Here is a 13413-nt window from a genome sequence, read left to right as displayed (position 1 = left end):
GAACTCGCGCTGACCCGCTTGTCTTCCTTCGGCATCAAGAAGGCAAACGCAATGGCTTTGCGTCGCCCAGTCGACCCCGACGAACCATTGTGCACCGTCGACCATGATAGGGATCTCCTCCTCGTTCTCGAAGCGGGCCACCGCGATCCTGATCGATCCCTGTACTGGCGCTCTCGGCGCAATGACCTCCTACTGGATCTCGATCGCGGCCGCTCCGTCGGGGCGCGGTTCCTACGCAGGTGCTCAGGCACAGGTGGATAAGGCTGCTCCCGGCAGATCGGCCCGTGCTGCCAGTCTACATCATTGGACTGGCGCCGAACGACAAGAAGGGTACAGGGTGGATTAGCCGAAGGCGTAATCCACCTCTTTGCTTTCCACGCGCCGAAAGAGAATTGGTGGATTACGCCTTCGGCTAATCCACGCTACGAGAGCTGTTTTCATGCTAGCCTCCGCCGATAACAACGGGAGGCCGGCCCATGGCCAAGAAAACAAAATCGACGACAAGATCGCGCAGCGCAGCCCAGACCGCGGTGAAAAAGCGCAGCGCCGCCAAGCCCGCCGCGCGCTCCTCGGCGCGCAAAGCCGCGAAGGCGCGCACGACGGCGGCAAAAACATCCGTCAAAAAGCCGGCGCGCCCCAGGCAGCGCATCGCGATCAGCCATCACCGCGAGGAAGATTTCAAAGCCGATGGCCTGCGTGCTTACGCAAAATACCGCGACCTCGGCATCGCCGCCGCAAGCCACGGCCTCGCGCAAGCCCACGTCATCCGCCTGCAAGGCCCCTGCGATCCCACTGAGGTCTCAAAGCTGCACTTCCACGACGTCGACTTCCAGATGGTCTACGTGCTCAAGGGCTGGGTGAAGACCTACATGGACGGGCAGGGCGAGACATTGATGCAAGAAGGCAGCGCCTGGACCCAGCCGCCGAAGATCAAGCACATGATCCTGGATTATTCCGATGACGTCGAGCTGCTGGAAGTGATCCTGCCGGCGGAGTTCAGGACGGTGGAGTTGAAGGCGTAGGCTGCCACTTGTCGTTCCGGGGCGATGCGAAGCATCGAACCCGGAACCTCGAGATTCCGGGTCTGGTCCTTCGGACCATCCCGGAATGACGGCTTCGCCGTCACGTCAACACCCCCACGATCGCGCCCATCAGGCAGGTCGTCAGCGTCCCCGACGCGATAGACTTCAATCCCAGTGCATTGATCTCCTCGCGCCGGTCCGGCGCCATGACACCAAGGCCGCCGATCATGATGCCGAGGCTGGCGAAATTGGCGAAGCCGCACATGGCGTAGAGCATGATCAGGCGCGAGCGCGCATCGAGCGTATCGGGCGGCATTTTCGAGAAGTCGACATAGGCGACGAGTTCATTGAGCACGGTCTTGGTGCCCATCAGGCTGCCGGCGGTGATCGCCTGGTCCCAGGGCAGTCCCATCAGCCAGCACACCGGCGCCATGATCAATCCTAGCACGCGCTGCAGCGAGATCGCGGCACCGCCGACGTTTGGCAGCAGGCCAAGCGCCGCATTGACGAGATAGACCAGCGCCACCAGCACCAGGAGCATGGCGACGATGTTGATCAGCAGCTCGATCCCCGCGCTGGTGCCCTTGACGATCGCATCCATCGTGCCGGAGACGGCCATCTCGGGATCTTCCAGCGCGCCGCCGGTGCGTTTGTCCGATGTCTCGGGGATCATGATCAGGCTGACGAGGATGGCAGCCGGCGCGCCCAGCACGGAGGCGATGACGAAATGCGCGGCCGCGTCGGGAATGAGCGGGGCCAATAGCGTCGCATAGAGCACCAGCACCGTGCCGGCGATGCCGGCCATGCCGCCGGTCATCACCAGAAACAATTCGCTGCGGCTCATCTGCGCCAGATACGGCCGCACGAACAGCGGCGCCTCGACCATGCCGAGGAAGATGTTGGCGGCGGTCGAGAGCCCGACCGCACCGCCGACCCCTAAGGTGCGTTCGAGCAGCCAGGCCATGCCGCGCACAACAGGCGGCAGCACGCGCCAGTAGAACAGCAGCGTCGTCAGCACGCTCATCACAAGCACGATCGGCAGCGCCTGGAACGCCAGGATGAAATCGGCACCCGGCGCCTTCAGGTCGAAGGGCAGGGGGCCGCCGCCGACATAGCCGAACACGAAGGAGGAGCCGGCGCGCGAGGCGGCCGAAATGGCCCCGACCGCGTCGTTGATGGCGCCGAAGGCGTTCGCGACGACAGGCACCTTCAGCAGCACGATCGCGGTGACGAAGGTCACGACGAGGCCGATCAGTGCCTGGCGCAACGAGACCGCGCGGCGATTCTCCGCCAGCGCGAAGGCGATCAGCAGCAATGCGAAAACGCCGAGTGCCGATTGCAGCCGCAGCATGATGTCCCCAAACCCCCAATGATTATGGCCGTGCGGGCGTTGCAAATGCAATGCCGGGAATGTTGCTGGCAGGCCCATTGTTGACAAGCTCGCCTGTGTCAGTCACGCGGGGAAGATTGGCCATCGCGCCGCAAGGCTTGCTCCAGCGCGCCACCGCCGTCGCGAGCGGCGCAGCGCAGGTCGCAACCATCACCGGCCCAGCGCTCGGCGGTTTCGCTTATGCGATCGCGCCGCCTCTGGCCTATGCCATGATGCTGCTGTTTTGGATGTTTGGGATGATCCTGACCGGCTTCATCCAGCCGCGTCCGCAGGCGGTCGCCAGGGAGGGAACGGACGAGGCTTGAACCCCGCCCGATGTTGCGGCGCCCAGCCCAGGAATGTCAAAAGAGTATCGGTTCGGCATCTGAATCGTGGTGGCGGTAGCGGCCGCCACCCGATACGCTTTCGAATAACAGACAGAGCTGAGCCAAATTCAGCCGTCGGGTACGAGCCCAGATGTCAACATCCGGGCCGACCCTGGAGGAAACGGATATGGAACCAGACCTGGAAGTCGTCCAGATACGGCGCGGGGAGTCGTTCAAGGCTTGGTCGCACGGATATCCGTTCCACACCGTCAGGTGGCATTTTCATCCGGAGTACGAAATCCATCAGGTCGTGGCGACGAGCGGTCGCTATTTTGTCGGTGACTTCATCGGCCAGTTCGAGCCGGGCAATCTCGTGCTCACCGGACCCAACCTGCCGCACAATTGGGTGAGCGATCTGCCGGCGAATGCGACCATCCCGCTGCGCGGACGCATCATCCAGTTCAGCGAAGAATTCATCGGCGACACGATGAGGCTGATGCCCGAGCTGTCGGGTCTCGCCGCACTGCTGGAATCCTCCCGACGCGGCGTCCTCTTTGCCGCCAGCACGAGCAGGGAGCTCGCTCCGCTGATGGAGGAGATCGTCGCGGCGAAGGGCGTGCGCCGGATCGAGCTGTTCATGATGATCCTGGGGACGCTCTGCCGCGCCCGAGGTGCATTGCCGCTCTCCAGCCCGAACTATCTGCCCGACCCGTCCGGCTACATGTCGGCGGGCATGAACAAGGCGCTGGCCTTCATCCGTGAGAACCTGACGCAGCCGTTCGGCGAATCCGATCTCGCGACCATGGCCGGCCAGTCGCAAAGCGCGTTTTCGCGCTCGTTCCGCCGGCACACCGGGATGTCGCTGGTGCAATATGTCAAGCGGCTCCGCATCAATCTGGCCTGCCAGATCCTGATGAGCGACGAGCAGGCCTCCATCACCGACATCTGCTTCGAGGTCGGCTTCAACAATCTCTCCAATTTCAACCGCCAGTTTTTGGCCGAGAAGGGTATGCCGCCCTCGCGCTTCAGGCGATTGCTGGCTGAGAACATCAACGCGGCACGCGCCGCCTAACCGGGAGGAGCAAGGGAGGAGGACGATTACGGGAAGGAAGGAAGAATGACGTGGGCGCGCCGATGGCGGCCTGCGAAGGAGATCGTCTGTCCGGAAATTTCGCGTGACGTCGGAAGGTATCGGCGCTGAGCGCCGCTGTCATCCGGCCGCGGAAGCGGGAAGGCGCGTCTCCGAGACATCAACGAGTAGCACTTTAACACCCAGCTTCCGAAAGGGAAGTCCGAATGACGAAGCCCTCGCTCAAGACAAACCCCTTGCTCAAGACTACGTGCTCTGCCGCTCTCGCCCTGTCCCTGCTCGGCGCGACGGCCATGTCCTCGCGTGCCGCGGAGGTGAAAGACGCAACCGTCGCCTTCCTCATGCCCGACCAGGCCTCGACCCGCTACGAACAGCACGACTATCCAGGCTTTGCTGCCGAGATGAAGAAGCTCTGCGGCAGCTGCAAGGTCGTCTATCAGAACGCCAGTGCGGACGCCGCGCGCCAGCAACAGCAATTCAACTCGGTGATCTCGCAGGGCGCCAAGGTGATCGTGCTCGACCCGGTCGACTCGGCCGCCGCCGCTTCGCTGGTCAAGATGGCACAATCCCAGGGCATCAAGGTGATCGCCTATGACCGCCCGGTCCCGGACGCCAAGGCCGACTTCTACGTCTCCTTCGACAATGAAGGCATCGGCAAGGCTATCTCGGAATCATTGGTCAAGCATCTGAAGGACGAAAAGGTCACGCCGAAGGAGGGTGAAGGCGTGCTCGAGATCAATGGATCACCGACCGATGCCGCCGCTGGACTCATCAAGAAGGGCATCCACGAGGGCCTCGACAACAGCGGCTATCCGATCCTCGCCGAATACGACACGCCGGATTGGGCGCCGCCCAAGGCGCAGCAATGGGCGAGCGGCCAGGTCACCCGCTTCGGCAAGAAAATCCTCGGCGTCGTCGCCGCCAATGACGGGACGGGCGGTGGCGCAATCGCCGCTTTCAAGGCTGCCGGTGTCGAGCCGGTGCCCCCGGTGACGGGCAACGATGCGACGATTGCCGCGCTTCAGCTCATCATCGCCGGCGATCAGTACAATACCATCTCCAAACCGAGCGAGATCGTTGCGGCGGCCGCAGCCCAGGCGGCGGTGGAATTCCTCTCGGGCGGCACGCCCAAATCGGAAACCACGCTCTTTAATACGCCCTCGAAGCTGTTCATTCCGGCGGTCGTGACCCAGCAGAACCTGAAGGCGGAGATCATCGACAAGAAGATCCAGACCGCCGATCAGCTCTGCACGGGCAGATATGCCGAAGGATGCAAGAAACTCGGCATCATCAAGTAAGTGATGCGGCGTCCCGGCCGCTCGATGCGGCCGGGATGAATGAAGGAAGGCGGACGCGGACATGTCCACGATCTCGGATGTCGATCACCCGCAGGACGGGCCAGGCGAACTGGTCCTGAGGCTTCGCGGCATCTCCAAGAATTTCGGCGCCGTGTCCGCTCTTGCCGACGTCGATCTCGACGTGCATGCCGGCGAGGTCGTGGCGCTTGTCGGTGACAACGGCGCCGGAAAGTCCACGCTCGTGAAGATTCTGGCGGGCGTGCACCAGCCCACGTCAGGCACGATCGCCTTCGATGGCCAACATGTCGTCCTGTCCGATCCGGCGACGGCACTCGGCCTCGGCATCGCCACCGTTTTCCAGGATCTGGCGCTCTGCGAGAACCTCGATGTCGTCGCCAATATCTTCCTCGGACGCGAGCTTGATCCGATCAGGCTCGACGAGGTGTCGATGGAGATCCGCGCCTGGACATTGCTCAACGAATTGTCGGCCCGGATCCCAAGCGTGCGCGAACCCGTTGCCGCGCTATCGGGCGGACAGCGCCAGACCGTCGCGATCGCGCGTTCACTGCTGACCGAGCCTAAGCTTATCTTGCTCGACGAGCCGACTGCTGCGCTCGGCGTCGCGCAGACCGCAGAGGTGCTCGACCTGATCGAGCGCGTGCGCGCCCGCGGCCTCGGCGTCATCGTGATCAGCCACAACATGGAGGATGTGCGCGCCGTCGCCGACCGGATCGTGGTGCTGCGCCTCGGCCGAAACAACGGCGAATTCGGACCCGACGTGTCCAACCAGGATCTCGTCACGGCCATCACGGGTGCCGACGAGAATTCGGTCTCCCGGCGCGCCAGCCGACGCGGCGCGCAGCCGTCGCGGGAGGTGCTGATATGACCGATGACACGCAGCCGGTTTCGACCACGCCCTTGCTTGACCGTCGCGACGAGCGCGTCGCCCATGCGGACACGATCAGCGGCATGATCGGCGCCTTTGTCGACCGCGTTCGGTCGGGCGACCTCGGCTCCCTGCCGGTGGTGGTCGGCCTGCTGGTCATCTGCACCGCATTCCAGAGCCTCAACCCGGTCTTCCTGGCGCCTGACAATCTGGTCAATCTGCTGTTCGATTGCTCGACCGTGGGCGTCATCTCGCTCGGCATCGTTTGCATCCTCATGGTCGGCGAGATCGACCTCTCCGTTGGTTCGGTGAGCGGGTTCTCCTCCGCGCTGGTCGGCGTGCTCTGGGTCAATCAGGATTGGCCCGTGGCGGTGGCGATCGTCACCGCGCTGGTGCTGGGCGCCTCGATCGGCGCCCTCTATGCTTTCCTGTTCAACCGCCTTGGCATGCCGAGCTTCGTCTCGACGCTGTCAGGCCTGCTGGCGTGGCTCGGCCTGCAACTCTATCTGCTCGGCTCCTCCGGCTCGATCAATCTCCCCTACGGATCTCCACTGGTCAATTTCGGACAGACGCTGGTGATGCCGCCGATCGTATCCTACGCGTTGGCGGCCCTTGCCGGCGTGGTCGTATTCGCGACCGGCTACCGCATGGCCGTGCGCAGGCGAGCGGCGGGACTATCTGCAAATTCGCTCGGCCGCCTTCTGCTGAAGGGTGCGCTGGTCATCATCGTGCTCGAATTCATCGTCTACTATCTCAATCTCGCACGCGGCGTCCCGTGGATGTTCGGCCTGTTCGTCGGCTTGTGCGTGGTCATGAACTACGCGCTGAAGCGGACCAAATGGGGCCGCTCGATGAGCGCGGTCGGCGGCAATCGCGAGGCCGCCCGTCGTGCCGGCATCAACGTTCGCAGAATCTATGCGAGCGCGTTCGTGCTGTGCTCCACGCTGGCAGCCGCCGGCGGCATCCTTGCCGCCGCGCGGCTCGCATCTTCCAGCCAGCAGGCCGGCACGGGAGATGTGAACCTCAACGCCATCGCAGCCGCTGTCATCGGCGGCACCAGCCTGTTTGGTGGCCGCGGCAGCGCCTATTCCGCGTTGCTCGGCATCATCGTCATCCAGTCGATCGCCAGCGGCCTCACGCTGCTCGATCTCTCGTCGTCGCTTCGGTACATGATCACGGGCGCCGTTCTTGCCGTTGCGGTCATCGTCGACTCGCTGGCTCGACGCTCGCGGGTCTCCCATGGCCGAGCCTAAATAACTCCAACAGGAGGACCGACCGTGGGCCAGGAACTTGCAGGAAAAGTTGCCGCGATCACCGGCGCCGCCTCGGGCATCGGGCTCGAATGCGCCAGGACGATGATCGCAGCAGGCGCGCGAGTCGTGCTGGTCGACCGGGCGGAGGATGCGCTGAACAGCGTCTGTTCCGAGCTTGGCGACAACGCGATCCCGCTGCGTATCGACGTGACCGATGCCGCCGCTATGGCTGGCCTGATGCCGCAGGTGCTGGAAAGGGCGGGCCGGCTCGACATCTTTCATGCCAATGCCGGCACCTATGTCGGCGGCGAGGTGCTTGGCGGCGACCCCGACGCCTGGGACCGCATGCTCAACCTCAACGTCAACGCGTTGTTTCGATCCATCCACGCGGTGCTGCCCCACATGGTCGAGCGCAAGAGCGGTGACATCATCGTCACCAGTTCGATCGCCGGTCTCGTCCCTGTCGTGTGGGAGCCGATCTACACCGCCTCGAAACACGCCGTGCAGGCCTTTGTCCATACCGTGCGTCGGCAGGTCGCCAAATACGGCCTGCGCGTCGGCGCCGTGGCGCCTGGGCCCGTGGTGACCGCGCTCATCAGCGACTGGCCGAAGGAGAAGCTCGAGGCGGAAATGGCGGCAGGCGGCCTGATCCAACCGACCGAAGTCGCGCAGGCGGTGCTGTTCATGTTGACCCGTCCGAGAAATGTCACGATCCGCGACCTCGTGATCCTGCCCCAGAGCAACGACCTCTAACACTTCCGCATCTGCGATCTGGACGTCGATTCATGGTGAGGGCATCCGCGTGACCAGTCATTTTCTTGGCATCGACGTCGGAACCGGCAGTGCAAGAGCCGGGGTCTTCGATCGCTCCGGCAGGCTTCTCGCCACCGATAGGGCCGACATCACGCTTTGGCGCGAGGCCGGCGACATCGTCGAGCAGTCGAGCGAGGACATTTGGCGCGCCGTATGCCGCAGCGTGCGCGGTGCCGTCGGGAAGGCCGGCGTCGCGCCTGACAGCATTGCCGGTATCGGCTTTGACGCCACCTGCTCGCTGGTGGTGCTGGGCAATGGCGGCGCGCCGCTCGCCGTGGGCCCGTCCGGCGATCCCTCCCGCAACGTCATCGTATGGATGGACCACCGCGCCGTCGATCAGGCGCGTCGGATCAACCGCACGGGTGCGAAAGTTCTCGACTATGTCGGGGGAGCGATCTCGCCCGAGATGGAGACGCCGAAACTGTTGTGGCTTGCCGAGAACATGCCGCGGACCTTTGCGGAGGCCTGGCAGTTCATGGACCTGACGGATTTCCTCACCTGGCGTGCAACGGGGAGCCTTGCCCGCTCCACCTGCACCGTCACGTGCAAGTGGACTTATCTCGGCCACGACAGCATTTGGGATGCCGGCTTCTTTCGCACGGTCGGTCTCGGCGCGCTGGCGGACGAGCAGTTTAGTCGGATCGGCACCGAGATCGTGCCCGGCGGCACGCCGCTGGCTGCCGGTCTGACGGCGGACGCAGCGACCGACCTTGGTCTGATGTTGGGCACTTCGGTTGCGGCGGGCCTGATCGATGCGCATGCGGGCGGTGTCGGCACCGTGGGCGCGCGCGGAGCCGCGGGCACCGCGCTCACGCGCATGGCGTATGTGTTCGGAACGTCCGCCTGCACGATGTCGACGACGAAGGACCCGGTTTTCGTTCCCGGTGTTTGGGGGCCTTATTTCTCGGCCATGGTGCCGGGGCTGTGGCTCAATGAGGGCGGGCAGTCAGTCGCTGGTGCTGCCATTGACCATCTCATCCAGATGCATCCGTGTTCCGCGCAGGCGACACACGCGGCGCGTCAGGAGCAGCGGACGCTCGCCGACTGGCTCGCCGCCCAGGTGGACGCACGCGGCGGCGCGGAGATGGTCAGGGAATTGGTCGGTGACGTCCACGTCGTGCCCGAGTTCCTCGGCAACCGTGCGCCCTTCGCTGATCCCGGCGCGCGTGCGCTGATCGCCGGACTGGATATGCGCTCGGACCTGGAGAGCTTGCTCGCTCTCTATCTCGCCGGCCTGTGCGGCCTCGGTTACGGCGCGCGGCAGATCGTGCGCGCCCAGCAGGACAAAGGCATCGCCATCGATACGATCGTCGTCAGCGGTGGAGCGGCCCAGAGCCGCCTCGTGCGGCAGGTGCTCGCTGATACGACGGGCTTGATCGTTGCTGCTTCGGCATCACCGGAGCCGGTGTTGCTGGGCTCCGCGATGCTCGGATCGGTCGCCTCTGGCGACCACGCGGATGTCCATCAGGCGATGCAGGCGATGTCGGCCTTGGGAGAAATACATCCGCCCCATGCGGCCCTGGCGAGCTGGAATGACAAGCGCTTCGCAGCCTTCGAGGCCTTGCAGCAAGTCGGCCGATCAATCCGAAGCCACGCTTGCTAGCCAGGTCTCACGACCCGCGAGTAGCGTCCGCCCTCTCCTCCGTCATTGCGAGCCAACGGGGCCGCGCTTCGCGCGGACCCGTTGGCTCGCAACGACGATTGTCGAGACAGCGGGCGGACTTGGCTCAAATCACCCCCGCAGCAGGCGTCGTTCGACGCCTACTGTGCATGGGGTTGTTTTCGTTTTTTGGGTTCAGCCGCGTCCGACGAACGGCATCTTGGTGGCCATGACCGTCATCGTCAGCACGTTGGCATCGAGCGGCAGGCCGGCCATGTAGGCGACGGCATCGCCGACCGCCTTCGCGTCCATGCGCGGCTCGTGCTTGGTGGTGCCGTCGGGCTGCAGCACGCCGGGGCCGTTGACCATGCGATCGGTCATCGGCGTCGCGGCATTGCCGATGTCGACCTGGCCGACCGCGATGTCGTACATGCGGCCGTCGAGGTTGGAGGCCTTGGTCAGGCCCGTGATGGCGTGCTTGGTCGAGGTGTAGGCCGCCGAAAACGGCCGCGGCGCGTGCGCCGAGATCGAGCCGTTGTTGATGATGCGACCGCCGCGCGGGGTCTGGTCCTTCATGATGCGGAAGGCGTGCTGGGTGCACAGGAACGGGCCGGTGAGGTTGGTGTTCACCACCGCCTGCCACTGCTCGAGGCTGAGGTCCTCGAAATTCACGGCCGGCGCGCCCATGCCGGCATTGTTGAACAGCACGTCGAGCCGGCCATAGGTCGCCTTCACCTTGTCGAACAGCGCGGCGATGGACTCGGGCTTGGTCATGTCGGCAGTCACGCACAGGCTCTTGCCTGCGGGGCCGAGCTTCGCTGTCTCCTCGAGCATGTCGAGCCTGCGGCCGGCCAGCACCACGGTGAAGCCGATGTTCATCAGCGCCAGCGATGCGGCGCGTCCGACGCCGGTGCCGGCGCCCGTCACCACTGCGATTTTTTTCGCTTCACTCATCGTTTCCTGCCTTTTCTTCGAGTTGTCAGGTCTTGGGTTCTTTTTCGTTCTTGTAGGGCGGCCGCGGAATGTTCTGATGCGCCGCGCGCAAGGCTGCCGACCAGCGCGAGCGCAGATCATGGAAATAGGGCTCGCCGGCCTCGATGCGGTGGTTGAGATCGGCCTCGCAGGCATCGGCCCGCACCACCAGCACGTCGATCGGGAGGCCGACACCGAGGTTGGACCGCATCGTCGAGTCCATCGAGATCAGGCCGGTCTTCAGCGCCTCGTAGAGTTCGACGTCGTAGTGCATGGCGCGGTCGAGCACCGGCTTGCCGTATTTGTGCTCGCCGATCTGCAGATAGGGCGTGTCGGTGGTGCACTCGATGAAATTGCCTGCTGTGTAGATCATGAACAGGCGCATGCGGGAGCCCTTGATCTGGCCACCGAACAGGAAGGAGACGTCGAAGGACACGTCCTCGGATCTCAGCGCCGGTCCCTCGGTCGCATGCACAGCCCGGATCGCCCGGCCGATGCGCTGGGCGGCCTGGAACATGGTCGGCGCGTTCATCAGCGTCTCGACCTCGCCCGTGTTGGGGTCTTCGAGGCCTTCGGTCAGCGTCGAGAGCACCGACTGGCTGATGGCGAGGTTGCCGGCGCTGGCGATCGCCATGATGCGGTCGCCGGGCTTGGAGAAGATGTGCAGCTTGCGGAAGGTCGAGACGTTGTCGAGGCCGGCATTGGTGCGGGTATCGGCGATCATCACGAGCCCGTCCCGAACCAGGATTCCACAACAATAGGTCATTTCCAGCCCCCGAACGCGTTTGCGCGGAATTACTAGCCAATTTCCGAGGCCGCTCCAACCCCGATTCCCTGGGGGGCACGCCGGACGACTAGCTCTGCCGCTGGGACTGCGATTGCGACTGGCCGCCGCGACCGGCCTGCTCGACCTTGACCGTAACCGCCAGCGTCTCCGTGCCGCCGCCATAGCGGGTGCCGCGTACCGGTGCTGCGCCGAGATAGTCGAGCCCGATCGCGACGCGGACATGGGCGTCGGTGGTGCAGATGCTGTTGGCGGGATCGAAACCGACCCAGCCGAGACCATCGACGTGGGCTTCCGCCCAAGCATGCCCGGCATCCTGATGCACGGTACCGTCGGAGCGCAGGAAATGACCGGAGACGAAACGCGCCGGCACGCCGCCGATGCGGGCGCAGGCGATGAAGATATGGGCATAGTCCTGGCAGACGCCGCGCTTGAGCGTGAAAGCTTCGGCGGCCGAGGTGCCGCTGTTGGTGGGATCCTCGTCGAACGTCATGTGGTCGCTGATTTGCGACATCAGCGTGTGCAGGAAGCCGAGCGTGTCGCTCTCGGCCTCGCTGCGCAGCTGGCGCGCAACTGCGATCATCGCTGGATTGGCGGTCGTGAGGTCGGTGGTGCGCAGGAACATGTCGGCGGGAAACCGCTCGTCCGCGCCGCGCAGCACGCCGCCGGTATCATGGGTCTCGATCAGTCCTTCGGCGGTGATCTTGATGTCGCTCAGCGGCCCGCAGGACAGCACATGGGTGACATTGCCGAACGCGTCTTCGTGCATGTCGAGCTTGGTGTCTGTGGAGACGTCGATCTGCCATTCCGCCACATACTGCCCGTCATGGCTGCACGGCGTCATGCGCAGGATCTGGATCACGCTGGTTGCGGCCGGCTCGTAGCGATAGGTGGTGGTGTGCTGGATTCGCAGGCGCATGGTGTTCAATTCCGTCATTCCGGGGCGGTCCGCAGGACCGAACTCCGGTGCGCAGTTGCGCACCTTAGAATCTCGAGATTCCGGGTTCGCGCTGCGCGCGCCCCGGAATGACGATGAGTGAGAGTCCCTGTTCGACTAGATCAAATACTGCTTCGTAATGATTTCGCCCAGCCTGGAATTGTCGGCGATGAATTCCTGAATGAATTCATGCACGCCATGCTGGAAAATGTCGTTCATGTTGCTGTGTTCCAGCCGGTTGCGGATGCCGCGGGCGTGACGCTGGGCCGGACCCTGACGGCCATAGGCGACGCCGATCTGGTCGAGGTTGCGCACGAGATTTTCGTAGCAGCTCGCCAGCGAGCGCGGCAGCGTCCCGTTGAGAATGAGCAGATCCGCCACCAGCCAGGGTTTCAGCGTCTCGCGGTAGACCCAATGATAGGCCGTCAGCGCCGACACCGAGCGCAGGATCGAGCTCCACTGATAGAAGTCCAGCGGACCGCCGACATGCTCCTCTTCGGGCAGCAGCACGTGATACTTCACGTCGAGAATGCGTGCCGTGTTGTCGGCGCGCTCCAGATGCAGGCCGAGGCGGGAGAACCAGTAGGCGTCGTTGCGCAGCATGGTCCGGTAGGCCGAGCCATCGAACCGCAGCGATGTTTCCTGCACGAAGCGCAGGAACTTGGCGAGGTCCTCGCGGGTGGAGGTGCCCTTGCTCCAGACCGCCTGAAGTTCGATCCAGGCCGAATTGATCGTGTCCCACATCTCGCTCGTCAGCGCCGTGCGAACCGAGCGCGAGTTCAGCCGCGCGGCCTCGATGCAGTTCCTGATCGAGGACGGATTGTCGGCGGAAAACGAGAGGTAGTCGACGACATTGTGCTCGTTGGCTTCCTCATGGCTCTGATAGAAGCTTTCCGCGACCCCGGCGGTGAGCAGCGCCGAGTCCCATTCGTTGGTCTTGCCGATATACGCCGCGGGAAGCGCGGTGACGCGCAGGGTCGCATCGATGGTGCGTGCGAGATATTCGGCCCGTTCGACGTAGCGGGCGAGCCAATAGAGATTTTCGGCGGTACGCGACAGCATC

The 13413-nt window shown here is 64.2% G+C and carries 12 protein-coding genes and 1 pseudogene; 8 read left to right on the top strand and 5 right to left on the bottom strand.

Annotated features, from left to right (window positions below):
• Nucleotides 1-476: 476 nt before the first annotated feature.
• Complete coding sequence (locus tag BM222_RS13015) at nt 477-1022, top strand: cupin domain-containing protein (RefSeq protein WP_092228636.1); 546 nt, start codon at nt 477-479, stop codon at nt 1020-1022.
• 100 nt (nt 1023-1122) lie between these two features.
• On the opposite strand, the gene BM222_RS13010 is transcribed toward BM222_RS13015, so the two are convergent.
• Nucleotides 1123-2373, bottom strand: a complete 1251-nt coding sequence (locus tag BM222_RS13010; protein ID WP_092228635.1) for a NupC/NupG family nucleoside CNT transporter — start codon at nt 2371-2373, stop codon at nt 1123-1125.
• 122 nt (nt 2374-2495) lie between these two features.
• On the opposite strand from BM222_RS13010, the pseudogene BM222_RS13005 reads away from it, so the two are divergent.
• From BM222_RS13005 to BM222_RS12975, 7 genes and pseudogenes are all read left to right on the top strand, one after another.
• A pseudogene (locus BM222_RS13005) lies at nt 2496-2708 on the top strand (MFS transporter); the annotation flags it as partial.
• Between the two features lie 196 nt (nt 2709-2904).
• On the top strand, nt 2905-3789 hold the full coding sequence (locus BM222_RS13000) for an AraC family transcriptional regulator (RefSeq protein WP_092228634.1): 885 nt from the start codon (nt 2905-2907) through the stop codon (nt 3787-3789).
• Between the two features lie 224 nt (nt 3790-4013).
• Nucleotides 4014-5105: an ABC transporter substrate-binding protein gene (locus BM222_RS12995; protein WP_092228633.1), complete on the top strand. Its 1092-nt coding sequence runs from the start codon at nt 4014-4016 to the stop codon at nt 5103-5105.
• Nucleotides 5106-5166: 61 nt separating this feature from the next.
• Nucleotides 5167-5991 (top strand): ATP-binding cassette domain-containing protein, encoded by an 825-nt coding sequence (locus BM222_RS12990; protein ID WP_092228632.1) that lies wholly within the window; start codon nt 5167-5169, stop codon nt 5989-5991.
• Nucleotides 5988-7244: a sugar ABC transporter permease gene (locus BM222_RS12985; RefSeq protein WP_092228631.1), complete on the top strand. Its 1257-nt coding sequence runs from the start codon at nt 5988-5990 to the stop codon at nt 7242-7244. Before BM222_RS12990 ends, BM222_RS12985 begins: the two co-directional genes overlap by 4 nt.
• 24 nt (nt 7245-7268) lie before the next feature.
• Nucleotides 7269-7997 (top strand): SDR family oxidoreductase, encoded by a 729-nt coding sequence (locus BM222_RS12980; protein WP_092228630.1) that lies wholly within the window; start codon nt 7269-7271, stop codon nt 7995-7997.
• Between the two features lie 49 nt (nt 7998-8046).
• Entirely contained in the window at nt 8047-9660 is a 1614-nt protein-coding gene (locus BM222_RS12975) for an FGGY-family carbohydrate kinase (protein ID WP_092228629.1), read from the top strand.
• 192 nt (nt 9661-9852) lie between these two features.
• Here BM222_RS12975 and BM222_RS12970 read toward each other — a convergent pair whose 3' ends face one another.
• The 4 genes from BM222_RS12970 to BM222_RS12955 form a co-directional block, all read right to left on the bottom strand.
• Nucleotides 9853-10611, bottom strand: a complete 759-nt coding sequence (locus BM222_RS12970) for an SDR family oxidoreductase (RefSeq protein WP_092228628.1) — start codon at nt 10609-10611, stop codon at nt 9853-9855.
• Nucleotides 10612-10636: 25 nt separating this feature from the next.
• Nucleotides 10637-11395, bottom strand: a complete 759-nt coding sequence (locus tag BM222_RS12965) for a proteasome-type protease (RefSeq protein WP_092228627.1) — start codon at nt 11393-11395, stop codon at nt 10637-10639.
• A gap of 88 nt (nt 11396-11483) precedes the next feature.
• Nucleotides 11484-12332: a transglutaminase family protein gene (locus BM222_RS12960; RefSeq protein WP_092228655.1), complete on the bottom strand. Its 849-nt coding sequence runs from the start codon at nt 12330-12332 to the stop codon at nt 11484-11486.
• A gap of 135 nt (nt 12333-12467) precedes the next feature.
• On the bottom strand, nt 12468-13412 hold the full coding sequence (locus BM222_RS12955; protein ID WP_092228626.1) for an alpha-E domain-containing protein: 945 nt from the start codon (nt 13410-13412) through the stop codon (nt 12468-12470).
• Nucleotide 13413 lies beyond the last annotated feature (1 nt).

Source organism: Bradyrhizobium sp. Gha (genome assembly GCF_900113735.1).
GTDB lineage: Bacteria > Pseudomonadota > Alphaproteobacteria > Rhizobiales > Xanthobacteraceae > Bradyrhizobium.
This window is presented reverse-complemented; position numbering and strand designations above follow the sequence as displayed.